We start from the raw sequence: 25,937 nt of genomic DNA, 5'->3' as shown, positions 1-25,937 counted from the left end.
TCCGTGGGCGCGGGGGGCTGCGGGGTAATACGGATGCACGAGAAGCCGATCTTCTATGACGCCTCGGGCCGCCGCCGCCGTCGGTTTGCAGCCGCCGTCATCGCCTTCATGCTGCTTCTTCTGCTCTCTGCCGCTGCCTTCCTCGGTTCGATCGCCAAGGTGACGCCGCAGCCGCCCTTGCCCTTCGAGCTCGAGCGGCCCCAGGCGGCAGCCGCTGGCCCCGGACTGGTTAAGGCGAGCGAACGCAAGGTGCGCCGCATGTGGCGCGATTTCCGGCATCTGGTTGCCAGCGGCGGTGTCCGCTCGGTTCCGCCTACCTCCTATGCCTTTCACGCGCCGTGGGACGACGCCTCGACCGCGTCGCTGGCGCGCCATGTCGAGGATATCGACTGGCTGATCCCCGGCTGGATCTCGATCACCGGCCCCGACCACAAGGTGACGAGCTTTCCCGATGCCCGCGGCAAGGCGATCATCAGCCGCGCCCATCATCGCCCCAAGCTGATGCCGATGATCCAGAACGCGCTCGATGGCGGCTGGGACGGTCCCGGCATCGCCGCGCTGCTCCGCGATCCCAGAGCGCGCGCCGCGACGCTCGACCGGGTCGCGGCACTGCTGCGCGAAAATCAGGCAAGCGGTGTGTTCTTCGATTTCGAGGAGCTGCCCGCCGACGCGCACCCGGCCTATCGCGCCTTCCTGGCCGAGGCCCGGCGTCGCCTGCCGGGCATGCAGATCGCGATCGCGGTGCCCGTCGCCGATGCGGCCTGGGACCTCAAGGCCTATGCCCGTGTGGCCGACAAGCTGTTCCTCATGGCCTATGACGAACATTCGCTGCCGGGCGAGCCGGGGCCGATCGCAAGCCGCGCCTGGTTCGCCGATTCGGTCGCGCGCGCGGTGCGCGGGGTGCCGTCGGACCATATCGTCGTGGCGCTGGGCTCCTATGCCTATGATTTCGAAAAGGGCGGGGATGTCGTCGCCCATTCGGTGGAGGACGTCTGGCTGGCCGCGCATGACAGCGGAGTCGTCCCGCGCTTCGATCCGGTCAGCGCCAACAGCAGCTTCGCTTATGTCGAGCAGGGCAAACGGCACGACATCTGGATATTGGACGCCGCGGCGATGCACGGCCAGATCGCGTCGCTGCAGTCGATGGGGCTCAACGCCGTGGCCCTGTGGCGGCTGGGGACCGAGGATCCGTCGATCTGGACGATGTTCGGCCATGCCCGCCGCCTGCCCAAGGCCAAGGCGATCGAAACCATCCCTGCCGGTACCAATGTCGATATCGAGGGGGTGGGAGAGATATTGCGGATCGGGGCGACGCCCGTCGAAGGGCATCGGATCGTGTCGACCGACCGTTCGGGCTCGATCACCGGCGTGCGCTTCGATCGCCTGCCTACCCCCTATCAGATTCAGCGGACTGGCTATCGGCCGGGTCTCGTCGCGCTGACCTTCGACGATGGGCCAGACCCCGCCTGGACGCCGAAGATCCTCGACATATTGAAGGCCGAAAAGGCACCGGCGACCTTCTTCATCGTCGGCGAAAATGCGCTGACACAGCGTCCGCTGCTCGAACGCCTCATCGCCGAGGGGCATGAGGTGGGCAGCCACACCTATACCCATCCGAATCTCGCCCAGGCGACCGCAACCGAAACGGGGTTGGAACTCAACGCCACCCAGCGTCTGTTCCAGGCCTATACCGGACGTTCTTTGCGCCTGTTCCGCGCCCCCTATTTCGGCGACGCCGAACCGACCACCAGCGACGAGATCGTACCGGTCGAGGAGGCACAGCGGCGCGGCTATCTTTCGGTCGGCCTGCATGTTGATCCGGACGACTGGAAACGGCCGGGCGTCGACGAGATCGTCCGCCGCACCTTGGACGGGGTCGCAGAGGCCAGCTCCGAGCGCTCGGCCAACATCGTCCTGCTGCACGATGCCGGCGGCGACCGTGAGCAGACGGTCGAAGCACTGCAGCGAATCATCGAGGGGCTGCGCGCGCGTGGCTACACGCTCGTCCCCGTCTCGGAACTGGCGGGCCTGCCGCGCAGCGCGGCCAATCCGCCGATTTCCAAGGGGGACCGCACCGCGGCCGAGATCGATCTTGCGCTGTTCAGCCTGCTCGGCTGGGCCGCCATCGCGCTCAAGTGGATCTTCCTCGTCGCGATCTCCCTCGGCATCGCCCGCGCGATCCTGTTGTCGGGTCTGGCGCTGGTCCAGGCGCGGCGCGAGGCGCGCACCATCTTCCCGCCGATCGATCCCGGCCGCTTCGTCACCGTGCTGATCCCTGCGTTCAACGAGGAGCGGGTCATCGAACGGTCGGTCCGCCGGGTGCTCGACAGCCGCGACGTGACCGTCGAGGTGATCGTCATCGACGACGGCTCGAAGGATCGGACCAGCGCGGTTGTCGCGGAGGCCTTTGCCGACGACCCGCGCGTCCGCCTGCTGACGCTGGAAAATGGCGGCAAGGCGCGCGCGCTCAACCGCGCGCTTGATCTCGTCCGCAGCGACATCGTCATCGCGCTCGATGCCGATACGCAGTTCGAGCCGACGACGATCGCAAGACTCGCCCGCTGGTTCTCCGACGAGAGGCTCGGCGCGGTGGCCGGCAACGCCAAGGTCGGCAACCGCGTGAACCTGATCACGCGCTGGCAGGCGCTCGAATATATCACCGCGCAGAATCTCGAACGCCGCGCGCTGGCGCGCCTTAATGCGATTACGGTCGTCCCGGGCGCGGTCGGCGCCTGGCGGCTCGCCGCGATCCGCGAGGTCGGCGGCTATCCACCCGACACGCTGGCCGAGGACCAAGACCTCACAATCGCGATCCAGCGGGCCGGCTGGGCGGTTCACTATGACCAATATGCGGTGGCCTGGACCGAGGCGCCGGAGAGCGTCCGCGCGCTCGCCAAGCAGCGCTATCGCTGGGCCTATGGCACGCTGCAATGTCTTTGGAAGCATCGTGCGGCGATACGGATCGGGCAGCCGCGCGGGCTGGCCCGGATCGGCCTGCCGCAGGCGGTGCTGTTCCAGGTGCTGCTGGCCGCGATCTCGCCGATCATCGATCTGGCGCTCATCACCAGCCTTGCTGCGACCTGGCTCGACGTCCAGGCGCATGGCTGGGCGCAGGCGAGCACCGATGTGCAGAAGATGCTCGGCTACTGGCTGATCTTCACCCTGATCGACCTGCTCGCCGCCTTCATCGCCTTCGCGCTCGAACGGCGAGAGACGTGGCGGCTGCTCTGGCTGCTGATCCCGCAGCGGATCGGCTATCGTCAGATCATGTATTATGTCGTGCTCAAGGCCCTCGCCCAGGCCCTGCGCGGGCCGCAGGTGGGATGGGGCAAGCTCGAACGATCGGGTCGGGTCGCCACCGGCAAAGAGTGAAACATGGCATTGGCAAGCGGCGCGTCGCGCGTCATGCTGCGCTTCGGGAGAGAGCCGAAATGGCAGCTTTCCGCCGAATGCAGGGAGGACACGGCCATGGACACGTCGGAAACGCGCAAGCTCCGCGAGACGATCAACCTGCTCGGCCTGCGCGCGCAGGCGACCGTCGCGGGCATGGTCCAGCTGGCGATCGAACTCCGCCGTGTCGGCGCGCTCGACGAAGCCGCGATTGGCCGGATCAAGGACGCGATCTGCGGCGATTTGATGCTGTCCTGTCCGATCAATGTTGACCGGCGTGACTATGAGGCATCGCTGCGCCGGCGCCTCGATGCGCTGTTCGCGGGTCGCGAGACGGTCGGCGAGCAGATGCCGAAACTGCCCGATTGATCGGAGCGGCCGTGCCGGCGGACGCGGCCGGGCGCAAAGATTCCGGCATACTGATTCTGCTGTGCCTGTCTGGCGCGCTGGCGCAGCTGCTGATCTTTCATTGGGGCGTCATCACCCCCGACAGCGTCGTGCAATATGGCCAGGCGGTGACCGGCGTCTATGACGACTGGCATCCGCCGATAACGGCCTGGATCTGGCGGCAGCTGCTTCGTTTCGGCGAGGGCGGTGCGCCCTTCCTGATCCTGGATGTGGCACTCTACTGGGCGGCGCTGGGTCTCGTGGCGCAGGGGCTTCTGCGGCGTCACGGACGGTTGCCTGCGCTGACGGTCCTCGGGCTCGGCCTTTTGCCGATCGCCTTCGGGCAGGTCGGTGCGATCCTCAAGGATCCCTTCATGGCCTGCCTCCTGCTGCTTGCAGCCGCCCTGCTGGTCCGTCGCGAATGGGGTGGGCGGGGCTGGCTCCGGCTGCCGGCGCTGCTGCTGATCCTGCTGGCCGGGGCGACCCGGTTCAACGCGCTGTTCGCAGCGCTTCCGCTGATGCTGCTCGCCGCCCCGCGCAGCTGGATCGGCCGCCCGGTCCCATATGTAGCAAGCGCTACAGTCGCTGTCGGCCTGCTCGTCGGGGCCAACTGGGCGCTTAACGAGGCGCTGTTGCGCCCAAGCCATTCGCACCCGATCAACTCGCTGGTCAATTTCGATCTGGCCGGCATCGTCGCCCATGGCGGACGCAATGGCTGGCCCGGTCTTGCCGATGGCGAGGCCCGCACGCTCGTCGCGCGCTGCTACACCCCCCGGCTCTACGGCATGGCCGACGAACAGCTCTGTGCGCGGACCGAGGAGACGATCGCGGTCCACGTCGACAGACAGCATGAGAGCGCCGTCGCCGTCTGGCTGCGGGCGATCGCGGCATCCCCGGTCGCCTGGGCCCTGCACCGGCTCGACCATCTCAACTGGAACTGGCGCTTTCTGGTACCCTTCGTCCCGAACGACGCGGTCTATATGATGAGCGCACAGAACGATCTCGGCCTGCGCTTTGTCCCCAACCCGCTGACCAAGGTCATAGGGAGTGCTGCGCGGATCATGGCGTGGACCCCGCTCGGCCGCCCGGCCACCTGGCTCGCCCTTGCTGTCGGCTTGCTGATTCTGGCGCCCAACCTGCCCAGCCGCCGGATCCTCTTTGCGCTCGGCGGATCGGCGCTGCTCTATGGGCTGGCCTATGCCGTGGTCAGCGTCGCGCCCGACCTGCGCTACAATCTCTGGACATTGTTCGCGGTCATGATCGGCGGTGCGATCGTCATTGCCGAGCGGGCGCATATCGCCGGCGATCGGTGGAAGGTCGCGCTGCTGCCGGCGATCGTGGTGATGAAGCTCGAGGTGATCGCGCTCCTCATCGGTCTGATCGGCTGAACCAAGAGGCTTGCCGCGCCCGCCTGCGCCAGCCACACAGAGGCCATGCTCGACAGATTCTTCCGCAAGCGGGGCGGGGCGCCCGATGCCGGTATCGATCAGGCGTCGTCCGGCGAGGAGATCGTCTTTACGCCCGTCAACGCGATCGAGCAGGCGCTGGTGGCCGCCGTTGTCGACGCCGGACAGCGCGCGGCGTTCAACCGCCTGCTGATCGATTCGACCCTTTACGCGGCGACGAACGAACTGCCCGCCATGCGCGGGACGCTACTGATCAACGCCGATGCGCTGATCCAGCTGCGCACCGTCCCCGCACCCGACGGTACGATGGTGCCCGCCATCTTCACTGCGCCGGAGCGTCTGGCCGAACGCTTCGGCCGCCTGGCGAGCTTCACCGAGATGCGGGTCGAGCGGCTGTTCGAACTGGTGTCTGCCGGTGGCGCGATCCTGAACCCCGGCCTGCCGATCAGCGTCCACTGGACCCGTGACGACATCGCGGCGCTGCTCGGCCGTCCGATCCACCACAGCGCGGTCGACGGGGTGCAGGTCGTGCTCGTCCCGCCGCGCGATGCGCCGGCTGCCCTGGTCGCCGATCTGCGGGCTGCTCTCGCCGCCGATCGCCGGACGGTGGGCGCCTGGCTGGCGCTGGCGCAATGGCCGGGCCGGACCGGGCCGTCCTGGCTGCTCGACGTGCGCAGCCATGCGGGCCGCGAGGATATCCGCCGCCTGCTCGAGCCCTGTTTCCGCCGAACCGATTTCGGTGGGCGGCGGCTCGAACTGATCTTCGGCGATCCCGCCGCCGGTCCGGGCATTGGTCTGGCGCTGCTGCCCCCGATCTGAGCCTGAACCAGCGGCGGCATTGACTTCGCCGACGCGCCGTTCTCAATCGCGCGATGCGCTTCTTCTCCGACAATGCCGCCCGTGCCTGCCCCGAAGTGATGGCCGCGCTCGACACCGCCAATATGGCCGATACCGCCTATGATGGTGACGCCTTCAGCCGCCGGCTCGACGGTGCCTTCTCCGACCTGTTCGGCACCGATGTCGCGGCCCTTTGGGTCTCCAGCGGGACTGCCGCCAACGGCCTCGCGCTCGCCGTGATGGTCCAGTCGCATCAATCGGTGCTGTGCCATGAGGAAGCCCATATCCAGGGCGACGAGTGCGGCGCCCCGGAATTCTACACGGGCGGTGCGAAGCTGCTGCTGGCCAAAGGCGCGGGCGCGAAACTCGACGCCGACACCGTAAGTGCGACGCTCGCCGGCATCCGTGCGGATGTCCACCAGGCGCAGCCCGCCGCCCTCTCGATCACCAACGCGACCGAATATGGGCTCGTCTATCGACCCGAGGAGGTCGCGGCGCTCGGCGAGGTTGCGAAGTCGCGGAGCCTGGGTCTGCATATGGACGGCGCGCGGTTCGCCAATGCGGTCGCGACGCTGGGCTGCGCCCCGGCGGATATCAGCTGGAAGGCCGGGGTCGACGCGCTCAGCTTCGGCTTCGTCAAAAATGGCGGGATGTTCGCCGAAGCGCTGATCTTCTTCGATCCGGCGCTCGCCGCCGCGACCCGCTATCGCCGCAAGCGCGCCGGCCATCTGCTGTCGAAGGGCCGCTTCGCCGCTGCGCAGATTCTGGCGATGCTCGAGGGCGATGTCTGGCTCCGCAATGCGCGCGCGGCCAATGCGGCCGCCGCGCATATCGCCAATGCAGTACAGCCGCGCCTGCTCCACCCGGTCGAAGCCAATGAGATCTTCGTGCGGCTGACCCCCGACGAAGCGGCGGCGCTGCGCGGGCAGGGTTTCCAATTCTATGACTGGACGCCCGGCGTTGCCCGGCTGGTGTGCAGCTGGGACCAGCCGGCCGAGGAAGTGGAGGCGCTCGCCCGCGCCATTTGCGCGCTGTGAGTGGTGGCCTGTCCGCGCAGGGGACGATGTCGCCGCGCGTCATGTTGATCTTCGCGGTGCTGGTGCTGATCTGGGGTTCGACCTGGACGGCGATCCGCTACCAGCTCGGTGTCGAGGCGCCCGGCTGGTCGATCGCCTGGCGCTTCGTCTTCGCGTCGCTGGCTATGGGCCTCTATGCGCGGCTTGCGGGCGTATCGCTGCGGCTTGCCCCGCGCGACCTGCCGCTACTGCTCGGCATTGCGATGACGCAGTTCGTGCTCAACTTCCTGTTCGTCTACAATGCCGAACGATTCATCACCTCCGGGCTGGTGGCGATGATCTTCGCGCTGCTGATCGTGCCCAATGCGGTTCTCGGGCGTATCTTCCTGAAACAGCGCGTGGGTGGAGCGTTCTTCGTCGGCACGTTGGTCGCCGGTCTCGGTATGGTGCTGTTGTTCCGGCACGAGATCGCGGAGGCGGCAGGGGGCGGTTCCACCGTGCTGCTCGGCATCGGGCTGTCGTTGTTCGGCACCTTGTCGGCGTCGGTCGGCAATCTCCTTCAGGCCAGCCGGCGCGCGAGCCATCTCCACGCCGCGCAGCTTCTGTTCTGGGCGATGGCGCTGGGCGCGGTCGCGAACATGGTGATCGCCCTGCCGATGTCGGGGCTTCCCCGGATCGACCCGCGTCCCGAATATTGGCTGGCGACCTTGTGGCTCGCCTTCGTCGGCTCGGCGCTGACCTTCCCGCTCTATCTGCACGTCATGCGCGCGATCGGCCCCGCGCGCGCCGCCTATTCGAGCGTGCTGATCCCGATCGTGGCGATGCTCTTCTCGACGCTGCTCGAAGGCTATCGCTGGACAGGCACCGCCGTCGCGGGCGCGCTGCTCGCGGGCCTCGGCCTCGTCATCGCCCTGCGCGGGAAGAGCGGCGCTCAGGCGCCTTCGGCGAGCAAGGCGGCCAGTCCGGCGCGATAGTCCGGATAGCGCGGCACCCAGCCCAGCAGCCGCTTGGCCTTGCCATTGGCGACGCGCCGGTTCTCCGCATAGAAAGCGCGCGCCATCGGCGAGAGCCCGGCCTGTTCGATCGGCAGCAGCGGGGGCGGGGCGAGACCCAGCAGCGCGCAGGCTGCCTCGACCACCCGATTCTGGCTGACGGGGCGATCGTCGGAGATGTTGTAGAGGCCCGGCGGCCTGCGATCGAAGCTTGCCAGCACCGCGCCGACGATGTCGTCGACATGGATCCGGCTGAACACCTGACCGGGAAGATCGACGCGGTGTGCCTGCCCCGCACGAACCCGGTCGAGCGGAGAGCGGCCGGGGCCGTAGATGCCCGGCAGGCGGAAGATGCGGACCTGCGGGTGCAACGCCGCCCATGCCTGGTCCGCCGCCGAGCGCGCGGTGCGCCGCCCCTGGCCGACGGGGGCGCTCTCGTCGACCCAGGCACCCTGCGCGTCGCCATAGACGCCGGTCGAGGAGAGATAGCCGATCCAGGCTGCACCCGCGCCGGCGAGGGCGTCGGCATAGCGATCGAGCACCGGATCGCCATCGCCCTCCGGCGGGACCGAGGACAGGATATGCGTCGCCCGCCCGATCGCCGCCGCGACGCCGTCGCCATCGGGCAGTTGCGCGCGGCCGATCCGTTCGACGGAGAAGCCGCGGGATTCGGCTGCCGTCCCGATGCGCGAGGCGGTATAGCCGGGACCGAAGATGAGAAGCCTTGCCATGGCATCGATCTAGCGTGCCCCGATGCTCTCGCCACCATTGTTTGTCGCAGTCGCCGGGATTAGACCAAGGCCATGCTCGACGCTCAATCTGCCGCCACCGCCCCGTCCGCCATCCGCCGCGAGGACTATCGCCGCCCCGACTGGCTGGTGCCCGACGTGCGGCTCGACTTCCTACTGGATCCTGCAAAGACGGTGGTCACCGGTCGCCTGAGCGTGACGCGCAACGGAACGCACGGCCATCCGCTGCGCCTGAACGGTGACGGGCTGACCCCGCTGGCGGTTCTGATCGACGGCGAAGCCCAGGCCGATGCCTGGCGGATGGACGGTCCCGACCTGCTGATCGACCTGCCCGGCGACAGCCATGTCGTCGAAACCCGGGTCGAAATCGCGCCGGAGGCCAATTCGCAGCTGATGGGGCTCTATGCCTCGGGCGGCAATCTGTGCACCCAGTGCGAGCCCGAGGGCTTCCGCCGGGTGATCTTCGCGGTCGACCGGCCCGACGTGCTCAGCCGCTATGTCGTGCGCCTCGAAGCCGACCGAGAGCGTTTTCCGGTGCTGCTGTCCAATGGCGACCTGACCGACAGCGGATCGCTCGGCGGCGGGCGTCACTTCGCCGAATGGACCGATCCCTTCCCCAAGCCGAGCTATCTGTTCGCGCTGGTCGCCGCAAACCTCGCCGCAAACATTGACAGCTTCACGACGCGCAGCGGGCGCGAGGTAAAGCTCGCCATCTGGGTGGTCGAGAGCGACCTGCCCAAGACCGAACATGCGATGCAGGCGCTCAAGGCGTCCATGGCGTGGGACGAAAAGGTCTATGGCCGGGAATATGATCTGGGCGAGTTCAACATCGTCGCTGTGTCCGATTTCAACTTCGGCGCGATGGAGAACAAGAGCCTCAACATCTTCAACTCGCGCTACATTCTCGCTGATCCGGAAACCGCGACCGACATCGATTATGACGGCGTTTCAGGGGTGGTCGCGCACGAATATTTCCACAACTGGTCGGGCAACCGCGTCACCTGCCGCGACTGGTTCCAGCTGTCGCTGAAGGAAGGCTTCACCGTCTTTCGCGACCAGAGCTTTACAGCGGACCAGGGGTCGGCGGCGGTAAAGCGGATCGAGGATGTACGCCTGCTCCGCGCCGTGCAGTTTCCCGAAGATGCCGGGCCGCTCGCCCATCCGATCCGGCCGGAAAGCTATATCGAGATTTCGAACTTCTACACCGCGACGGTCTACAACAAGGGCGCCGAGATCATCCGCATGCTCCACACCATGCTGGGGCCGCAGAAATTCCGCGCGGGATCCGATCTCTATTTCTCGCGCCATGACGGCACGGCGGCGACCTGCGAGGATTTCGTGCTGGCGATGGAAGACGCCAGCGGCGCCGATCTGACACAGTTCCGCCTCTGGTATGCGCAGGCCGGCACGCCGCGCGTTCGCGCGACGCTGAGCCATGAGCCGGCCGGTGGCCGGGCGTTGCTGACGCTCGAACAGTCGGTCCCGCCGACGCCGGGCCAGCCCGACAAGCAGCCCATGCCGATCCCGCTGCGCATCGCTCTGTTCTGCGAGCGGTCGCAGCGCAAGTTCGAGGAGGAGCGGCTGGTCGTCGTCGACGGCGAGCGGCACGAAATCCTGTTCGAGGGCATAGGCGAGCGTCCGATCCTGTCGATCAACCGCGGCTTCTCCGCCCCCGTGGTGATCGAGTCGGACCGTTCGCCGGCCGATCTGGCTTTCCTGTCGGCGCATGACGATGATCCCTTCGCCCGTTACGAGGCGATGCAGCAGCTGATGCTCGACACGCTGGTGTCTGCGGTGGCGACCGGCACAGCCGATCATGGCCCGGTGATCGATGCCGTCCGCAACACGCTGACCGATCCGGCGCTCGACGCGGCGTTCATCGGCGAGACGATGCTGCTGCCGTCCGAATCCTTCATCGGCGACCAGATGCCGATGGTCGATCCGGTGGCGATCCACCGCGCGCGCGAAGCGCTGCGCCGCGCGCTCGGCAGCGAGCTGGAACAGGCGTGGCGCGATGCCTATGCGCGGTCGCGGTCGGACCGGTTCGAGCTGACCCCGCAGGCAAAGGGCGCGCGCCGCCTCCGCACGATCGCGCTAGGCTTCCTCATGGCAAGCGGGGCGGCGGATGCACCGGCGCTGGCGCTGGCGCAATTCCATGACGCGACCAACATGACCGACCGCCAGGGCGCCTTCGGCGTGCTGGCGAACAGCATGGCGCCCGAGCGGGACGTCGTGGTCGAGGCCTTTTACGAGCGCTTCCGCGACAATGGCCTGGTGCTCGACAAATGGTTCTCGACCCAGGCCTTCTCGATCCGCGCCGATACGCTCGATCGGGTAGAGCAGCTGTCGCGCCATCCCGATTTCACCCTGACCAATCCGAACCGGTTGCGGTCACTGGTCGGGGCCATGGCGGGCAACCAGCTGATTTTCCACGACGACAGCGGGCGCGGCTATCGCTTCCTCGCCGACATGCTGTTGAAGGTCGATGCGCTCAACCCGCAGACGGCGGCAAAGCTCGTTCCACCGTTGGGACGCTGGCGGCGCTTCGACGAGACGCGTGCTGCGCTCATGCGCGCCGAACTGCAGCGGTTGCTCGATTCGCCAGGCCTGTCGAAGGACATGTTCGAGCAGGTATCGAAAAGCCTGGCGTGAGGAGGGCCGGGGGCGGCGATGCCGCTCCCTGAGCTCAGCTCTGGATGCCGCCGCGCGGCAGAAACCAGCGGGCGATAATGAGCCCGGCGACCGACAGGCCAATGAAATCGGCGAAGAACATGTAGATCCAATAGCCATAGCCATAATGGTTGAACACCGGCTGGCCGATGTCGATGTAGAGCGCGGCGGCCAGCGCGAAGCCGATCGCGATCCGCGCGCGGCTCAGAAAATCCGGAATTCGCGCGCCAACCGCGCCCATGGCTATCGCGATCACGAGCCCGGTGATGATCGCCAACAGGAAGCCGGCGCCGAGCGATCCGGTGTCGACGACGGGAAAGCCGCCTATGTTGAAATGCACCGTGGCGACGGGGCCGCGCGCGTACAACAGGTCGCCCGCTGCGGTTCCGGTCGTCGGGACAAGATAGGTGCCGGTGCCGCTGGCCGTCAGCGTCTCGGCCATGGCCTGGTGCAGCGCCGACATTTGCGGTTCTTCGAGCCGGTTATAGGCCAGCCGCGCGAGCGGCGTAGCCCAGAAGACAAAGCCGACCAGATAGAGCGCGACGCCGCCGAGCACGCCGCCGAACAAGGTTTTGGCCATTCCGGACCCTCCAACGATAGGTTCGACACGCTATGACAGCCTGTCGAACGTACAAGCGGGAAGTCGTCGGAGCGTTCCATTTGGCAACCGGACGGATGCCGGCCGACCAATGTCAGTCGTTTCAGGCGACCGGAGTCGTCAATTTGCGGATGAAACCGATCAGCCCGGTCTGCCGATGGCGCTTCAACCGTTCGGCTTCGAGGATGTGCTGGACCTCGGCGAAGCAGCGATCGATGTCGTCGTTCAGCAGGACATAGTCATAGCCGTCCCAGTGGCTGACTTCGGCCGCTGCGCGCTGCATGCGGCCGGTGATGACCTCTTCGCTGTCCGTCCCGCGCGTGCGCAGGCGGTTCTCCAGCTCCGGCATCGACGGCGGCAGGATGAAGACGCGAACGACGTCGCCGCCGCAGGTCTGATAGAGTTGCTGCGCGCCCTGCCAATCGATGTCGAACAATACGTCGAGCCCCGAACTCAGCATCTCCTCGATTGGCTTGGCGGGGCTGCCGTAGCGATGATTGAAGACATGCGCCCATTCGAGGAACTGGTGGTCGGCCACCATCTCCCGAAAATGCTCCAGATCGACGAAATGATAGTCGACGCCGTCGACTTCGCCGGGACGCATCGGCCGGGTCGTCGCGGACACCGACATCTTCAGGTTGGAATCGGATGCCAGGAGGCGACGGGCGATCGTGGACTTGCCTGCTCCCGACGGGGAGGAGAGGATGAACAGGACGCCGCGGCGCTTGAACGAACTATGGGCCATGGCGGCACTTGCCCCGCCATGGCCCGGCTCGTCAACGCCCGAATCGCCATCGGCATGCCAAAGCAATGCTTCCGGCCCGATGGTGATCGGGGGTAAGGGGTCAGGCGCGGGGTGTGCCCGGACGGCCCGCCTTGCGCTTGTCGAACGCCTTCTTGGCGACATAGGCGCCGCCCAGCAGCAGGCCGAGCGGGCCTGCCCGACGGATCGCGCCGGCCGCCACTGCGCCGATCACGGCGCCCTTGACGCCGCCCTGGCCGTCGCGCTTGTCGATCTTGCTGCCGATGAAGGCGCCCAAAAGCTTGCCGAGCATGTCTGTCTCCTTATTTGGTCGGCGTGGAATCGCCCGACCGGGGTGGAAAGTTCCGGCGGCAGGACGAATCAGCGACCGACCATTGCTTCGGGGCGGACGATCCGGTCGAAGCGCGCCTCGTCGATCAGACCGAGCGCGAGGCCCGCTTCCTTGAGCGTCATGCCGTGATGATGTGCGTGCTTGGCTATCTTCGCCGCATTGTCATAGCCGATCTCGGGCGCGAGCGCGGTGACCAGCATCAGCGAACGGCCGACGAGATCGGCGATCCGCGCGCGATCGGGCTCCAGCCCGTCGAGCGTACGTTCGGTGAAGCTCAGCATGCCGGTGGCGAGCAGGGCGATCGACCGAAGGACCCCGGCTCCTATCAGCGGCTTGAACACGTTGAGTTCGAGATGCCCTTGGAGCCCACCGACCGTAACCGCCTGATGGTTGCCGATCACCTGCGCGGCGACCATGGTCAGCATTTCGCACTGGGTCGGGTTGACCTTGCCCGGCATGATCGAACTGCCCGGTTCATTTTCGGGCAGGATCAGTTCGCCCAGTCCGGATCGCGGTCCCGATCCCAGCAGGCGGATGTCGTTGGCGATCTTCGTAAGCGAGACCGCCAGCGTCGCGAGTGCGGCGGAAAGATGGACCAGGGCGTCGTTCGAGGCGAGCGCCTCGAATTTGTTGGGAGCGGTCACGAAGTCGAGGCCGGTCAGCGTAACGATCTCCGCTGCCATGTCCTCGGCGAAGCCGGGCGCGGCGTTAAGGCCGGTGCCCACCGCCGTTCCGCCCTGCGCAAGCTTGACGATGCCGCCGTTGACGGCGCCCTCGATACGGCGGCGCGCGGCGATCAACTGGGCGGCATAGCCTGAGAATTCCTGCCCCAGCGTCAGCGGGGTCGCGTCCTGCAAATGGGTGCGGCCGATCTTGACGATGTCGTCCCACGCCTCGACTTTCGCGATCAGCGCCGTCTCCATCCGGTCGAGCGCGGGATAGAGATCGCGCTGGACGGCGATGGCTGCCGCTACGTGCAGCGCGGTGGGGAAGCTGTCGTTCGACGACTGGCCCATATTGACGTGGTCATTGGGGTGGACCGGGCTCTTGCCGCCGCGTGTGCCCGTCAGGATTTCGTTGGCGCGGCCTGCGATCACCTCGTTGACGTTCATGTTGCTCTGGGTGCCCGAACCGGTCTGCCAGATGACGAGCGGAAAATGCTCGTTGAGGCGGCCGTCGATCACGTCGCCGGCGGCCTGGTCGATCGCGTCGGCGAGGGCCGAATCGAGGCCGTGCCGCCGGTTGATCCGTGCCGCCGCGCGCTTCACGATCGCCAGCGCATGGACGATTCCGGTCGGCATGCGCTCTTCGGGGCCGAAGGGGAAATTTTCGATCGATCGCTGGGTCTGCGCGCCCCAATAGGCGTAGGCCGGCACCTCGATCGGCCCGAAACTGTCGCTCTCGATACGGCTGTCGCTCGTCATGTCGTCCTCCGGGCTGGTGGAGGACATTTGGGGGCGAGGAGCGAACCCGACAATAGCCGCACCGCCGATGGCGGCGCGTGCAGCGGGGCGAGCAGGGTTACTTCTTGCGGGTGAAGTCGACCGAGACGACGTTGGAGCCGTCCTCGACGGGCTCGATCGGCGAGTCGTTGCCGGCCGAGCTGTGCTCGGTGTCTTCTTCGGCATCGTCGACCTGCGCCTGGAACTGCAGCGCGAAGTTGACCGCCGGATCGACAAAGCCGGTGACGGCCGCGAAGGGAATGATCAGCTTGGCCGGGACCTGGTTGAACGAAAGGCCGACCTCGAACCCATCGGGCTTCACCCGGAGCTCCCAGAAACGATTCTGGATGACGATCGTCATCTCGTCCGGGAAGCGCTCGACGAGGTGGCGCGGAATGTCGACGCCTGCGCCCTGGGTCTTGAAGGTGATGTAGAAATGATGCTCGCCCGGCAGGCCGCCGGCGGCTTCGACCTCGCCCAGCACGCGTCCGACGACGGCGCGAAGCGCCTCCTGGACGATCTCGTCATACGGAATCAGGCTGTCGGGCGCTTGGTCGCTCATGGCGCTTTGGTGGACGCGCGAAAGCGCCGGGTCAAGTCGTGCGTTGCAGCGCGGCGCAACCTCGCTATAGCGGCGGGCATTGCTGTGGAACTTTTGCCACAGAGCAGAGGGATGGGCCATGCGGACCGCATCGATCGTGCGAAAGACCAGCGAAACCGACATTTCGGTCGAGCTGAACCTGGACGGGACCGGCAGCTATGACGTGTCGACCGGGATCGGTTTCTTCGATCACATGCTCGAACAGCTGTCGCGCCATTCTCTGATCGATCTCAAGGTCCGGATTGTCGGTGACCTGCACATCGACCAGCACCACACGACCGAGGATTGCGGCATCGCGATCGGTGAGGCGCTGGCCAAGGCGCTCGGCGACAAGAAGGGCATCACCCGCTATGGCCACGCCTATGCGCCGATGGACGAGACGCTGACTCGCGTCGCGCTCGACATTTCCGGGCGGCCCTATCTGGTGTGGAAGATCGCACTGACCGGACCGCGTCTGGGCGAATGGGACACCGAGCTGATCGAGCACTGGTTCCACAGCTTTTCGCAGGCGGCGGGGCTGACGCTCCATGTCGAGACGCTCTACGGCAGCAACCAGCATCATATCGTCGAGAGCTGCTACAAGGGCCTGGCACGCGCGCTGCGTACTGCGGTCGAGATCGATCCGCGCAAGGCCGATGCCATCCCGTCGACCAAGGGGATGCTCTGAAGTGCCGGAGACGATCGCGCTGATCGACTATGGTGCCGGCAATCTTCGTTCGGTCGACAATGCGCTGAAGGCCGCCGGTGGCGCGCCGACCGTGACCGCCGATCCGGATGTGGTCGCGAAAGCCGACCGGATCGTGCTGCCCGGCGTCGGGGCCTTTGCCGCGTGCATGTCGGGGCTGTCTGCAGTTCCTGGCCTGATCGAGGCGATGGAGCAGGCGGTGCGCGGCCGTGGCGTGCCTTTTCTGGGTGTGTGCGTGGGTATGCAGCTGCTCGCCGAGGCGGGGCATGAACATGGCCGGACGCCTGGGCTCGGCTGGATCGGCGGCGACGTGCGCCTGCTGACTCCGGGGCCCGCCTATAAGGTGCCGCACATGGGCTGGAACGACGTGCTGCCGACCGGCGATCATCCGCTGACCCAGCGCGGCGAGGCCTATTATCTGCACAGCTATGCCTTCGATGTCGCCGACCCGGCGGAGCGGCTGGCGACCACCGATCATGGCGGCGCGGTCACCGGCGCGGTCGGGCGCGCGAACATCATCGGGGTGCAGTTCCATCCGGAGAAGAGCCAGGCTTACGGCCTGTCCTTCCTCGAACGCTTCCTCGCATGGAAGCCGTAACGCAGCGATCACCGTTCCTCCCCGGCACTGGGAGGGGAACCATCCGCAGGATGGGGGAGGGGAGAGGGGGCGTAGACCCCTCCACCATGCTCCGCATGGTCCCCCTCCGCTTCAGGGAGCAAGTGAAGTGAGCATCATCGTCTTTCCCGCCATCGACCTGAAGGGCGGACAGGTCGTCCGTCTTGCCGAAGGCGACATGGACCGGGCCACCATCTATGGCGACGACCCCGCCGCACAGGCGCGCAGCTTTGCCGAAGCCGGCGCCGAATGGCTCCACGTCGTCGATCTCGACGGCGCCTTTGCCGGCCGTGCGGTCAATGCCGATGCGGTCGAGGCGATCATCCGCGCCTTTCCGGGCAAGGTCGAGCTGGGCGGCGGCATTCGCGACCGCGCCGGGATCGACCGCTGGCTGGAACTGGGTGTCGAGCGCGTCATCATCGGCACCGCGGCATTGCAGAACCCCGATCTGGTGCGCGAGGCGGCCAAGGCGCTGCCGGGCCGGATCGTGGTCGGCGTCGATGCACGCGACGGCTTCGTCGCGACCCATGGCTGGGCCGAGGTGTCGACCGTCAGCATCACCGACCTCGCCGACCGCTTCGCCGATGCCGGAGTTGCCTCGCTGCTGTTCACCGACGTCGGCCGCGACGGCCTGCTCAAGGGCTGCAATGTCGAGGCGACCGTGGCGCTGGCGCGCCACGCCAGCATCCCGGTGATCGCCAGCGGCGGCGTTGCCAGCATCGCCGATATCGAGGCGCTGGTGCCGCATGCCGCCGATGGAATCGAAGGGGTGATTTCCGGTCGTGCGCTTTACGATGGCCGGCTCGATCTTGCCGAGGCGCTGCGGGTGGCGCGCGGATGAGCGTCCGCGTCCGCGTCATTCCCTGCCTCGACGTGGCCGGCGGCCGCGTGGTGAAGGGCGTCAATTTCGTGGACCTCGCCGATGCGGGCGATCCGGTCGAACAGGCGCGCGTCTATGATGCAGCGGGCGCCGACGAGCTCTGCTTTCTCGACATCACCGCCAGCCATGAAGGACGCGGTACGATCCTCGACGTCGTCGCGCGCACTGCGGCGGTCTGCTTCATGCCGCTGACCGTCGGCGGCGGCGTGCGCAGCGCCGACGATGCCCGCGCGCTGCTGCTGGCCGGCGCCGACAAGGTCGCGGTCAATTCGGCAGCGGTCGCCCGGCCCGAACTCTGCGCTGACATGGCCGAGCGTTTCGGTGCACAATGCGTGGTCGGCGCGGTCGACGCGCGCAACGTCGGCCCCGGCAAATGGGAAATCTACACCCATGGCGGGCGCAAGCCGACCGGCATCGACGCGGTGGAGCATGCGAAGCGCCTCGCCTCTCTGGGCGCGGGCGAGATATTGCTGACGTCGATGGACCGTGACGGCACCCGCGACGGCTATGACCTGGCACTGACCCGCGCGATTGCCGATGCGGTGCCGGTGCCGGTGATCGCGAGCGGCGGCGTCGGCAATCTCGACCATCTGGTGGAAGGCGTCACAAAGGGCGGCGCCAGCGCGGTGCTCGCTGCCTCGATCTTCCACTTCGGCCAGCACAGCGTCGCCGAGGCGCATGCCGCCCTGCGCGCGGCGGGGCTTCCCGTCCGCGCCTGAGGCGCGACGCGGCGGCCGGTCGAAACCGGCCGCGCGGTTCACTTCATCAGGACGAGTTCTTCGGCCATAGATGGGTGCAGTGCGACGGTCTGGTCGAACTGCGCCTTGGTCAGGCCCGCGCGCACGGCGATTGCCGCCGCCTGCAGGATTTCGGGCGCATCGGGGCTTATCATGTGGACGCCCAGCACCACGTCGGTCTCCGGATGCACGACCAGCTTGTACAGCGACCGCTCGTTGCGACCGGCGAGTACGTTGCGCATCGGGCGGAAGTCCGAGGTGAAGATCTTCGCCGTGCCATGCTGCTCGCGCGCCTGCCGCTCGGTCAGGCCGACGCCGGCCATGGGCGGGCTACTGAACACCGCGTTGGGGATCATCTGATAATCGACGCGGTGCGGTTTGCCGCCGAACAGCGTGTCGGCAAAGGCCTGGCCCTCGCGGATCGCCACGGGGGTCAGCTGCACCCGGTCGGTGACGTCGCCGACCGCATAGATGGACGGCACGGTCGAGCGATTATCCTCGTCGACGACGATCGCGCCCTTCTCGTTCAGCTCGACGCCGACCGATTCGAGGCCCAGACCATCGGTCTTCGGCTTGCGACCGATCGCGAACAGCAGCAGGTCGGTATCGCAGCGCTCATGGTCCTTGAAATGCACGCAGAGCGACCCGTCCTCCGCCTTCTCGACCTTCTCGAAGGCGGCGTTGAAGACGAACTCGATGCCCTTCTGGGTCGAGATCTGGAGCAGCCGGTCGCGGATCTGCTCGTCATAGCCACGCAATATCTGGTCCGACCGGTTGACGACCGTCACCTTGCTGCCGAGCCCATGGAAGATCCCGGCGAACTCGTTGGCGATATAGCCCGCACCCGCAATCACGACGCGCTTCGGCAGTTCGTCGATGTAGAACACCTCGTTCGAGGTGATGCCATGCTCGGCGCCGGGCACGTCGGGGACGACTGGCCAGGCGCCGGTCGCGATCAGGATGATCTTCGCGCTGATCTTGCGGCCGCTCGCCAGCGTGACTTCGTTCGGGCCGCTGACGGTTGCCCGCTCGCGGAAGAGTTCGACCTTGTTGTTGTCGAGCGTGTTCTCGTAAAGCCCCTCGAGCCGGTCGACGTCGGCGTTGATATTGTCGCGCAGCGTCTTCCAGTCGAAGCGGGTCTCGCCCAGTTCCCAGCCGAAGCGCTCGGCGTCGTGCAGATCCTCGGCATAATGCGCGCCATAGACGAGCATCTTCTTGGGCACGCAGCCACGGATCACGCAGGTGCCACCGACGCGATGCTCTTCGGCCACCGCGACCCGGGCGCCATGCGCCGCCGCGACGCGCGACGCCCGCACTCCGCCGGATCCGGCACCGATCACGAACAGGTCATAGTCGAACTCGGCCATCGGCCAGTGATCCTTTCGAATGAGATGGCGCCGATATGGCGATGGCCGGCCGATCGCGCAAACCGATCATGCTGATGACAGTGATCGACCGGCTGATCCGAGCGAGGCGTACCGTCAGCCGAGTGCGCGGGCGATCAGGGCGCGGGTCGATGGATCGAAATTTGCCGTGCCCTCGCTCTCGATCGACTTCGCGATCTCCTTGCCCAACTCGACGCCGAACTGGTCGAACGGGTTGATGCCGAGCAGCACGGCGTTGGCGAAGGTCCTGTGCTCGTAGAAGGCTAGAAGCGCGCCGAGACGCGCGGGGTCGACGCGGTCGAGCAGAATCGTCGACGAAGGCCGATCCCCCGGATAGGCGCGTGCCGGGTCGGCATCATTGGCGCGCCCGGCCATCAGCGCAGCGCCCTGGGCGAAGCAGTTGATCAGAAGCGTGCGATGATGCGCCTCGTCGAGGGGGTGATCGGGCTCGATCGCCGCGACGAATTCGACAGGGACGAGTCGCGTGCCCTGGTGCAGCAGCTGGAACACCGCATGTTGCGCGTCGGTGCCGACGCCGCCCCAGGTGATCGCTGCGGTGGGCTGGTCGACCGGCGATCCGTCGGCCTTCACGCTCTTGCCGTTCGATTCCATCTCCAGCTGCTGGAGATAGGAGGGCAGCAGCCGCAGCCGCTCGTCATAGGCGAAGGTGGCGCGCGTCTCGGCGCCGCGCACGAGCGAATAATATTGGTCGGCGAAAGCCGCGAGCAGCGGTGCGTTACGCTCGGGCGGGGCGAGGCGGAAATGGCGGTCCATGGCGGCGGCGCCTTCGAGCAGCCTTTCGAAGGCATCCCAGCCGAGGCCGAGCGCGGCCGGAAAGCCGATCGACGACCACAGCGAGTAACGCCCGCCGACGCTTTCGGAGAAGGGCAGGATGCGGGTCTCGTCGACGCCCCATTCGACCGCCTTGTCGGGTGCTGCGGTGAGCGCGATCACGCGCGAATAGGGATCCTCGACATTCTCCTCCTCCATCCAGGACAGGACGCTGCGCGCGTTGAGCATCGTCTCGGTCGTGGTGAAGGTCTTGGAAGCGACGACCAGCAGCGTCGCCTGGGGATCGAAGCGGCGGAACACCTCGTCGAGCGCGGCGCCGTCGACATTGGACACCACCGCCACGTCATAGCGGTCGGCGTCGCGGCCGAGCGCATCCATCAGCAGATCGGGGCCCAGCGCCGAACCGCCGATGCCGACATGGAGGATGTGGCGGACCGGGCCGAACAGTTCGGCCTCGATCGCGTCGATCATGCCGCGCATCCGGGCGTGGAGCTGGGCGGCGCGGGCGACGCTTTCGGGTGCGCCCTGGCCGCGCTCGGCGCTATGCTCGGCGGCGCGACCTTCGGTGACGTTGACGGCCTCGCCGGCGAACAGGGCATCGCGCTTCGCGGCAAGGCCGCTCGCTTCGGAAAGGGCAACGAAGCGCTCGACCAGCGCCTTCGACAGATGCGTCTTGGAGAAGTCGAACAGGATTCCGCCTTCCTCGACCGTCAGCCGGGTGAGTCGGTCAGGTTCGGCTACGAACAGGTCCGCCAGCGTCGGGACCGTCGTGGCTGCGACCTCCGCCCAGGCCGAGCGTGTATCCGTCATCTCGAATCTCCATATTGCGGTGCGGCAACCGACGCTTTCCTCAGGAAAACTACAAGGGCGTTACCAATTGTTCACCATTTTCACCCAGCCTTTTCGCTGAAACGGCCCGGGATTGCCACCCGCATCCCGCCGCCATGCCGCCAACCGGGAACGACGAGGGGTGACCGGACATGCAGGACGACATCTTGCGCCTGGCCTATGAGGTCTCGCGCATCACCGAGGAGAAGGTCGACCGGATCGACCAGGTGATGAAACAGACGGGTATGCTGGCGATCAACGCGCGGCTGGAAGCGGCGCGCGCCGGCGATGCGGGCCGCGCCTTCTCGGTCGTCGCGCAGGAACTGGGCACGGTCGCAAGCTCGATCTCGGCAATCGGTGGTGAGCTACGCTCCGCGATCGCGTCGAACATCGCCTCGCTGCGGACGGTGGGCAGCAAGATGCTCGTCGACTTCAAGGGCACGCGCTACACCGATCTTGCCCGCTCGGCGGTCGAGATCGTCGATCGCAATCTCTACGAGCGGTCCTGCGACGTGCGCTGGTGGGCGACCGACAGTTCGGTGATCGAGGTGCTCGAGCGTCCTACCTCGGCGAGCGTCGCCCATGCGACCGATCGTCTCGCCACCATCCTGCGCTCCTACACCGTCTATCTCGACCTGTGGGTCGCCGACGCCACCGGGCGCATCGTCGCAACTGGGCGCCCCGACCGCTACCCCCACGCGCTCGGCCTCGACGTGTCTGGCGAACGCTGGTTCCGCGAAGCCATGGCCACGCAGAGCGGCGAGGAGTTCCGTGTCTGCGATATCGCGGCCAATGCCACGCTCGGCAATGCGCAGGTCGCCACCTATTCGACCGCCGTGCGCGCGGGCGGTACGACCCGCGGCACCGCCATGGGGGCGCTGGGCATTTTCTTCGACTGGGCGCCCCAGGCGCAGGGCGTGCTCGACGGCATCGGCCTGTCCCCTGCGGAACGCGCGACCTCACGGCTGATGCTGCTCGACGCCAGCCACAGGGTGATCGCCTCGTCGGACGGGCAGGGGCTCTGCTCCGAACTCTATCCGCTCGACACCGGCCGCAAGGACAGCGGCTATTATCAGCGCGACGGCAAGCTCGTCGCCTTCGCGCTGACCCCCGGCTATGAAACCTATCGCGGTCTCGGCTGGCTGGGGTGCATCGAGAGCCGCTTTCTGGAGGAATGACGCCGGGCCAGGCCGGTCACGCAGCTAAAACTGGCAGGATCGGCTCGGGGGCGCTAAGCCGCAGCCATGCGTCCCCCTTCCAGAACCACGCCGGGCAAGCCCCTTCCCGCACCGCGTCGCGGGCGCCGCCAGGCCCGCACCGCCGCGCCCGCGACATCCGCCAATCCGCATCCCGCCCGCGCGGGGGCGGCGCCCGGCCGTGAGCCGCAGCGCATCGCCAAGCTGCTTGCCCGCGCCGGCATCGCCTCGCGCCGCGAGATAGAGCGGATGATCGCCGATGGCCGCGTTGCGATCGACGGCACTGCGATCGACACCCCGGCCACGTTGCTCCAGTCGCTGAAGGGCGTGACGGTGGACGGAAAGCCGGTGGCGCCGCCCGCCTACACCCAGCTGTTCCTCTATTATAAGCCGCGCGGACTGCTGACGACCGAGCGCGACCCCAAAGGGCGGCCGACCATCTACGACAAGCTGCCCGAGGGGCTGCCGCGCGTGATGCCGGTCGGTCGGCTCGACATGAACACCGAAGGCCTGCTGCTCCTGACGACCGATGGCGAATTCAAGCGCCAGCTGGAACTGCCCTCGACCGGTGTCGAGCGCATCTATCGCGCGCGCGCCTTCGGCAAGGTGACGCAGGACCAGCTCGAATCGCTGAGCGAGGGCGTGGAGATCGAGGGCGTGCGTTATGGCTCGATCGACGCCAATATCGAGCGGCGCACCGGCGCCAATGTCTGGATCGAGATGAAGCTGCGCGAGGGCAAGAATCGAGAGGTTCGCCGCGTCCTCGAATATCTGGGTCTCGAAGTCTCGCGGCTGATCCGCGTCGCTTATGGCGCGTTCGAGCTCGGCGATCTCCAGCCGGGCGAAGTGGGCGAGATCGCCCAGCACCAGCTGGTCGCCTTCCGCCGGACGCTCAAGCCCGCCAAATCGTCGAAGCCCGGCGAGGACGCGTGACGGAGGCGGCATGCGGATAATCGCCGGGCGCTGGCGTGGTCGCGTGCTCGTAGCCCCTGTGGGTGACGCGACGCGTCCCACGTCGGACCGCGCACGCGAGGCGCTCTTCTCGATGCTGGTCAGCCGGTTGGGGACGCTTGAAGGCCTGAAGGTCGCCGACATCTGCGCGGGTACCGGCGCTTTGGGGCTCGAAGCCCTGTCGCGAGGGGCGGCGCATTGCACCTTCGTCGAGCGCGACCGGGCGGCGATCGAGGCGCTTCGCCGCAACGTGGCAGCGCTGGGCGCCGAGGCCGATATCCGGCCGATCGCGGCGGAAAGCTTCGCGGGCGGCGCCTATGACCTCGTCCTGATGGACCCGCCTTATGGAACGGGCCTCGCGAACAAGGTGTTGCCGAAGGTCGGCTTCGCGCCGGGCGGCTGGGCCAGCGTCGAGACCGGGCGGGACGAGGCGGTGGCACCCGCCGGTTTCACCGTCGAGGCCGACCGCGTCCACGGCAAGGCACGAATCACGCTGCTGCGGTCTGCACTCTAGACCGGGCAGCGAGCGCTACGGCGGGCGCGGTCGAATCGAGCAGCGCAATGCCGTTGACGATTGCGAGCATCATCGCGGCAGCGTTGCGCGAGGCGACCCCGGCCGGGAAATGGACGCTGCGGACGATCCAGTCGGTCCAGCTTTCGGCGATCTCCTCGGCCGCCCCCGCATAGAGCGTCTCGCCGCGCGCGGCGCGTGCCGCGATCTCGAACCACAGACCGACATAGGGCCGCGCATCCTCTGCAGCCATCAGTGAGACGGTGTGGCCGATCATCTGGTGTGGCGGGATGCGGACGCCCCTCGTCTTCTCCGACAGCCAGTCGGCGAAGCGCCGCGATACGCAGGCGAGCACATCGCGCATCAGCGCAGCCTTGGTCCCGAAATAATAGAGCAGCATCCGGTCGCTGGTGCCGAGTTGCGCTGCTGCCGGCCGCAGCGCGAGCGCGTCGAGCCCGTCCGACAGAACGATGTCGGCGAGCGATTCGGTCAGCCGCTCGCGCTTGGCGGCGCGCGCTTCGATAGTGGTCATGGCGAATCCCCCGATTCGCGGACCGGTGTAGCAGACGCTACGGCAAGCGGCCATGGCGCTGCAGGAAGGCCTGCGGACACCTCCGTAGTCTTCCCGATGGTCGCACCGGATGCGATCTGCGAGCAGCGGGGCAGGTGCGGGGGAATGAGATGGCCGGATCGAAGCGGATATTATCGGTGGCAGTGGCTTGGGCGCTGCTGTCGCTCGCAACGGCGAACGCTTTCGCAAGCGATGGTGGGGGCGACCCCGATCGCGGCCATGATCTCGCCGTCGCGCGCTGTGGTGCCTGCCACGCCGTCGAGCCGCGCGGCCGCAGCCCATTGCGCGCGGCACCGGCCTTCCGCACGCTCGGCCGCCGTTATCCGGTCGAAAGCCTCGACGAAGCGCTGGCCGAGGGGATCGTCGCCGGGCACCCCGACATGCCGTCCGATCCGTGGGAAGCCGCCGACATCGCCGACTTCATCGCTTATCTCGAACGGCTGGCGTCCGTTCGCTCACGCCGCGACTGAAACGACCCGTCACCTGCCAGAAACGAACAGGACAAACGTCGCCGGAGTAAGTCAAAGCTCCGATCACTCTGATCAGACTTTCCCGTTTTCCTTCGCCCCCGCCGCTGCGTAGCTGTTGAGCTCTCAGACAACAGGAGGGGCTCTCCATGCTCAGATCCACTATCTCGTTCACCGCGCTGCTCGTCGCGGCCCTGTCGCCCGTCGTCGTCGCAGCACCCGCGCGGGCCGAAGACAAGGTCATGACCAACAAGGATTGGTGGCCCACCAAGCTCGACCTGGCGCCGCTGCGCCAGAACGACGCCGGCGCCAACCCTTATGGCGCCGACTTCAACTATGCTGCCGAGTTCGCGACGCTCGACCTAGCCGCGGTCAAGAAGGACATCGAGAAGGTCCTGACGACCTCGCAGCCCTGGTGGCCGGCCGACTATGGCAATTACGGCCCCTTCTTCATCCGCATGGCCTGGCACAGCGCGGGCACCTATCGCACCGCCGACGGGCGCGGCGGATCGGACGGTGGCGAGCAGCGCTTCGAGCCGCTCAACAGCTGGCCCGACAATGTCAGCCTCGACAAGGCTCGTCGCCTCGTGTGGCCGATCAAGCAGAAATATGGCCGCAAGCTCTCCTGGGGCGACCTGATGGTCCTCGCCGGCAACGTCGCGCTCGAAAATATGGGCTTCAAGACGGTGGGCTTCGCCGGTGGCCGCGTCGACGCCTGGGAACCCGATCTGGTCTTCTGGGGGCCGGAGACCAAGTTCCTTGCCGATGCCCGCCGCGACGGCAAGGGCGGGCTCAAGGGGCCGCTCGCTGCGACCCAGATGGGCCTGATTTACGTCAATCCGGAAGGCCCGAACGGCAAGCCCGATCCGCTCGCCGCCGCCGCCGACATCCGCCTCGCCTTCGGCAACATGGCGATGTCCGACGAGGAGACGATCGCCCTGATCGCGGGCGGCCACACCTTCGGCAAGGCGCATGGCGCGCACAAGCCCGAGGAGTGCGTCGGCGTCGATCCCTCGGCCGCCCCGACCGAGGCACAGGGCTTCGGCTGGGCGAACAAATGCGGCAAGGGCCATTCGGAAGACACGGTCAGCAGCGGCCTAGAGGGCGCCTGGTCGGCCAATCCGATCGCCTGGACG

At 67.2% G+C, this 25,937-nt stretch carries 25 protein-coding genes; 16 read left to right on the top strand and 9 right to left on the bottom strand.

What is annotated here, in order from left to right; all coding sequences use genetic code 11:
- Positions 1–33 precede the first annotated feature (33 nt).
- Genes KAY22_RS06515 through KAY22_RS06490 form a run of 6 tightly spaced genes read left to right on the top strand, consistent with a single transcriptional unit; the run spans position 34 to position 8,010 of the window.
- Entirely contained in the window at positions 34–3,372 is a 3,339-nt protein-coding gene (locus KAY22_RS06515; RefSeq protein ID WP_296621372.1) for a glycosyltransferase, read from the top strand.
- Between the two features lie 3 nt (positions 3,373–3,375).
- On the top strand, positions 3,376–3,759 hold the full coding sequence (locus KAY22_RS06510; RefSeq protein ID WP_296621369.1) for a hypothetical protein: 384 nt from the start codon (positions 3,376–3,378) through the stop codon (positions 3,757–3,759).
- An 11-nt stretch (positions 3,760–3,770) separates the two neighbouring features.
- Positions 3,771–5,165 carry a hypothetical protein gene (locus KAY22_RS06505; protein ID WP_296621367.1) on the top strand — a complete coding sequence of 465 codons (1,395 nt, stop codon included), beginning with the start codon at positions 3,771–3,773 and terminating at the stop codon, positions 5,163–5,165.
- A 45-nt stretch (positions 5,166–5,210) separates the two neighbouring features.
- A complete protein-coding gene (locus KAY22_RS06500; protein ID WP_296621365.1) occupies positions 5,211–6,002 on the top strand; it encodes an SseB family protein in 792 nt (263 codons plus the stop codon).
- 53 nt (positions 6,003–6,055) lie between these two features.
- Complete coding sequence (locus KAY22_RS06495) at positions 6,056–7,057, top strand: beta-eliminating lyase-related protein (protein WP_296621363.1); 1,002 nt, start codon at positions 6,056–6,058, stop codon at positions 7,055–7,057.
- 26 nt (positions 7,058–7,083) lie between these two features.
- Positions 7,084–8,010 (top strand): DMT family transporter, encoded by a 927-nt coding sequence (locus KAY22_RS06490; protein ID WP_296621361.1) that lies wholly within the window; start codon positions 7,084–7,086, stop codon positions 8,008–8,010.
- Here KAY22_RS06490 and KAY22_RS06485 read toward each other — a convergent pair.
- Positions 7,968–8,759, bottom strand: coding sequence for an SDR family NAD(P)-dependent oxidoreductase (locus KAY22_RS06485; RefSeq protein WP_296621358.1), 792 nt, complete (start codon positions 8,757–8,759; stop codon positions 7,968–7,970). The two genes, KAY22_RS06490 and KAY22_RS06485, sit on opposite strands and share 43 nt — an antisense overlap.
- A 72-nt stretch (positions 8,760–8,831) precedes the next feature.
- On the opposite strand from KAY22_RS06485, the gene pepN reads away from it, so the two are divergent.
- On the top strand, positions 8,832–11,429 hold the full coding sequence (gene pepN / locus KAY22_RS06480) for an aminopeptidase N (protein WP_296621355.1): 2,598 nt from the start codon (positions 8,832–8,834) through the stop codon (positions 11,427–11,429).
- Positions 11,430–11,463: 34 nt separating this feature from the next.
- Here pepN and KAY22_RS06475 read toward each other — a convergent pair whose 3' ends face one another.
- From KAY22_RS06475 to KAY22_RS06455, 5 genes are all read right to left on the bottom strand, one after another.
- The gene (locus KAY22_RS06475; RefSeq protein ID WP_296621353.1) at positions 11,464–12,027 is read right to left on the bottom strand and encodes a hypothetical protein; all 564 of its coding nucleotides are present in this window, start codon (positions 12,025–12,027) and stop codon (positions 11,464–11,466) included.
- Positions 12,028–12,148: 121 nt separating this feature from the next.
- Entirely contained in the window at positions 12,149–12,790 is a 642-nt protein-coding gene (gene gmk, locus KAY22_RS06470) for a guanylate kinase (RefSeq protein ID WP_296621351.1), read from the bottom strand.
- 100 nt (positions 12,791–12,890) lie between these two features.
- Positions 12,891–13,100, bottom strand: a complete 210-nt coding sequence (locus tag KAY22_RS06465) for a hypothetical protein (RefSeq protein WP_296621349.1) — start codon at positions 13,098–13,100, stop codon at positions 12,891–12,893.
- Positions 13,101–13,168: 68 nt separating this feature from the next.
- A complete protein-coding gene (gene fumC / locus KAY22_RS06460; RefSeq protein ID WP_296621348.1) occupies positions 13,169–14,563 on the bottom strand; it encodes a class II fumarate hydratase in 1,395 nt (464 codons plus the stop codon).
- 97 nt (positions 14,564–14,660) lie between these two features.
- The gene (locus KAY22_RS06455) at positions 14,661–15,143 is read right to left on the bottom strand and encodes a ClpXP protease specificity-enhancing factor SspB (protein ID WP_296621345.1); all 483 of its coding nucleotides are present in this window, start codon (positions 15,141–15,143) and stop codon (positions 14,661–14,663) included.
- A gap of 118 nt (positions 15,144–15,261) precedes the next feature.
- Between KAY22_RS06455 and hisB the strand changes: the two genes are divergently transcribed.
- The 4 genes from hisB (at position 15,262) to hisF (ending at position 18,082) form a co-directional block, all read left to right on the top strand.
- Positions 15,262–15,849, top strand: coding sequence for an imidazoleglycerol-phosphate dehydratase HisB (hisB, locus tag KAY22_RS06450; protein ID WP_296621342.1), 588 nt, complete (start codon positions 15,262–15,264; stop codon positions 15,847–15,849).
- A 1-nt stretch (position 15,850) separates the two neighbouring features.
- Positions 15,851–16,465 (top strand): imidazole glycerol phosphate synthase subunit HisH, encoded by a 615-nt coding sequence (gene hisH / locus KAY22_RS06445; protein ID WP_296621339.1) that lies wholly within the window; start codon positions 15,851–15,853, stop codon positions 16,463–16,465.
- Positions 16,466–16,592: 127 nt separating this feature from the next.
- Positions 16,593–17,324: a 1-(5-phosphoribosyl)-5-[(5-phosphoribosylamino)methylideneamino]imidazole-4-carboxamide isomerase gene (gene hisA / locus KAY22_RS06440; protein ID WP_296621337.1), complete on the top strand. Its 732-nt coding sequence runs from the start codon at positions 16,593–16,595 to the stop codon at positions 17,322–17,324.
- The gene (hisF, locus tag KAY22_RS06435; RefSeq protein WP_296621335.1) at positions 17,321–18,082 is read left to right on the top strand and encodes an imidazole glycerol phosphate synthase subunit HisF; all 762 of its coding nucleotides are present in this window, start codon (positions 17,321–17,323) and stop codon (positions 18,080–18,082) included. Before hisA ends, hisF begins: the two co-directional genes overlap by 4 nt.
- Before the next feature lie 38 nt (positions 18,083–18,120).
- Here the strand turns inward: hisF and gor are convergent, their stop codons facing one another.
- Both gor and pgi read right to left on the bottom strand, forming a co-directional pair.
- Entirely contained in the window at positions 18,121–19,467 is a 1,347-nt protein-coding gene (gor, locus tag KAY22_RS06430) for a glutathione-disulfide reductase (protein ID WP_296621334.1), read from the bottom strand.
- 114 nt (positions 19,468–19,581) lie between these two features.
- The gene (gene pgi / locus KAY22_RS06425; RefSeq protein ID WP_296621332.1) at positions 19,582–21,087 is read right to left on the bottom strand and encodes a glucose-6-phosphate isomerase; all 1,506 of its coding nucleotides are present in this window, start codon (positions 21,085–21,087) and stop codon (positions 19,582–19,584) included.
- Positions 21,088–21,257: 170 nt separating this feature from the next.
- Here pgi and KAY22_RS06420 point away from each other — a divergent pair, with 170 nt between their 5' ends.
- From KAY22_RS06420 to rsmD, 3 genes are all read left to right on the top strand, one after another.
- The gene (locus tag KAY22_RS06420) at positions 21,258–22,283 is read left to right on the top strand and encodes a methyl-accepting chemotaxis protein (protein WP_296621330.1); all 1,026 of its coding nucleotides are present in this window, start codon (positions 21,258–21,260) and stop codon (positions 22,281–22,283) included.
- A gap of 66 nt (positions 22,284–22,349) precedes the next feature.
- Positions 22,350–23,234, top strand: a complete 885-nt coding sequence (locus KAY22_RS06415; protein ID WP_296621328.1) for a pseudouridine synthase — start codon at positions 22,350–22,352, stop codon at positions 23,232–23,234.
- Between the two features lie 10 nt (positions 23,235–23,244).
- Positions 23,245–23,766 (top strand): 16S rRNA (guanine(966)-N(2))-methyltransferase RsmD, encoded by a 522-nt coding sequence (gene rsmD / locus KAY22_RS06410; protein ID WP_296621326.1) that lies wholly within the window; start codon positions 23,245–23,247, stop codon positions 23,764–23,766.
- Here the strand turns inward: rsmD and KAY22_RS06405 are convergent.
- Positions 23,741–24,295, bottom strand: coding sequence for a TetR/AcrR family transcriptional regulator (locus tag KAY22_RS06405; protein ID WP_296621324.1), 555 nt, complete (start codon positions 24,293–24,295; stop codon positions 23,741–23,743). The genes rsmD and KAY22_RS06405 overlap by 26 nt on opposite strands.
- 149 nt (positions 24,296–24,444) lie before the next feature.
- Between KAY22_RS06405 and KAY22_RS06400 the strand changes: the two genes are divergently transcribed.
- Positions 24,445–24,804, top strand: a complete 360-nt coding sequence (locus KAY22_RS06400; RefSeq protein ID WP_296621321.1) for a cytochrome c — start codon at positions 24,445–24,447, stop codon at positions 24,802–24,804.
- A gap of 146 nt (positions 24,805–24,950) precedes the next feature.
- Positions 24,951–25,937 (top strand): peroxidase family protein (locus KAY22_RS06395; RefSeq protein ID WP_296621319.1); only part of this gene is annotated, 987 nt, incomplete at its 3' end.

The organism is Rhizorhabdus sp. (assembly GCF_018006725.1).
Taxonomy (GTDB): Bacteria; Pseudomonadota; Alphaproteobacteria; order Sphingomonadales; family Sphingomonadaceae; genus Rhizorhabdus.
The sequence above is the reverse complement of the archived record's forward strand: the minus strand, read 5'-3'. Positions and strand labels throughout refer to the sequence as shown.

Excerpts from the sequence above, each read along its gene's own strand:
- pgi (WP_296621332.1), bottom strand. The coding sequence starts at position 21,087 with ATGACGGATACACGCTCGGCCTGGGCGGAGGTCGCAGCCACGACGGTC.
- hisB (WP_296621342.1), top strand. The coding sequence starts at position 15,262 with ATGCGGACCGCATCGATCGTGCGAAAGACCAGCGAAACCGACATTTCG.
- gor (WP_296621334.1), bottom strand. The coding sequence starts at position 19,467 with ATGGCCGAGTTCGACTATGACCTGTTCGTGATCGGTGCCGGATCCGGC.
- KAY22_RS06400 (WP_296621321.1), top strand. The coding sequence starts at position 24,445 with ATGGCCGGATCGAAGCGGATATTATCGGTGGCAGTGGCTTGGGCGCTG.
- KAY22_RS06465 (WP_296621349.1), bottom strand. The coding sequence starts at position 13,100 with ATGCTCGGCAAGCTTTTGGGCGCCTTCATCGGCAGCAAGATCGACAAG.
- gmk (WP_296621351.1), bottom strand. The coding sequence starts at position 12,790 with ATGGCCCATAGTTCGTTCAAGCGCCGCGGCGTCCTGTTCATCCTCTCC.
- KAY22_RS06495 (WP_296621363.1), top strand. The coding sequence starts at position 6,056 with ATGCGCTTCTTCTCCGACAATGCCGCCCGTGCCTGCCCCGAAGTGATG.
- KAY22_RS06500 (WP_296621365.1), top strand. The coding sequence starts at position 5,211 with ATGCTCGACAGATTCTTCCGCAAGCGGGGCGGGGCGCCCGATGCCGGT.
- KAY22_RS06415 (WP_296621328.1), top strand. The coding sequence starts at position 22,350 with ATGCGTCCCCCTTCCAGAACCACGCCGGGCAAGCCCCTTCCCGCACCG.
- KAY22_RS06420 (WP_296621330.1), top strand. The coding sequence starts at position 21,258 with ATGCAGGACGACATCTTGCGCCTGGCCTATGAGGTCTCGCGCATCACC.
- fumC (WP_296621348.1), bottom strand. The coding sequence starts at position 14,563 with ATGACGAGCGACAGCCGTATCGAGAGCGACAGTTTCGGGCCGATCGAG.
- KAY22_RS06490 (WP_296621361.1), top strand. The coding sequence starts at position 7,084 with ATGTCGCCGCGCGTCATGTTGATCTTCGCGGTGCTGGTGCTGATCTGG.
- KAY22_RS06475 (WP_296621353.1), bottom strand. The coding sequence starts at position 12,027 with ATGGCCAAAACCTTGTTCGGCGGCGTGCTCGGCGGCGTCGCGCTCTAT.
- pepN (WP_296621355.1), top strand. The coding sequence starts at position 8,832 with ATGCTCGACGCTCAATCTGCCGCCACCGCCCCGTCCGCCATCCGCCGC.
- KAY22_RS06405 (WP_296621324.1), bottom strand. The coding sequence starts at position 24,295 with ATGACCACTATCGAAGCGCGCGCCGCCAAGCGCGAGCGGCTGACCGAA.
- KAY22_RS06485 (WP_296621358.1), bottom strand. The coding sequence starts at position 8,759 with ATGGCAAGGCTTCTCATCTTCGGTCCCGGCTATACCGCCTCGCGCATC.
- hisF (WP_296621335.1), top strand. The coding sequence starts at position 17,321 with ATGAGCGTCCGCGTCCGCGTCATTCCCTGCCTCGACGTGGCCGGCGGC.
- KAY22_RS06455 (WP_296621345.1), bottom strand. The coding sequence starts at position 15,143 with ATGAGCGACCAAGCGCCCGACAGCCTGATTCCGTATGACGAGATCGTC.
- KAY22_RS06510 (WP_296621369.1), top strand. The coding sequence starts at position 3,376 with ATGGCATTGGCAAGCGGCGCGTCGCGCGTCATGCTGCGCTTCGGGAGA.
- rsmD (WP_296621326.1), top strand. The coding sequence starts at position 23,245 with ATGCGGATAATCGCCGGGCGCTGGCGTGGTCGCGTGCTCGTAGCCCCT.
- KAY22_RS06515 (WP_296621372.1), top strand. The coding sequence starts at position 34 with ATGCACGAGAAGCCGATCTTCTATGACGCCTCGGGCCGCCGCCGCCGT.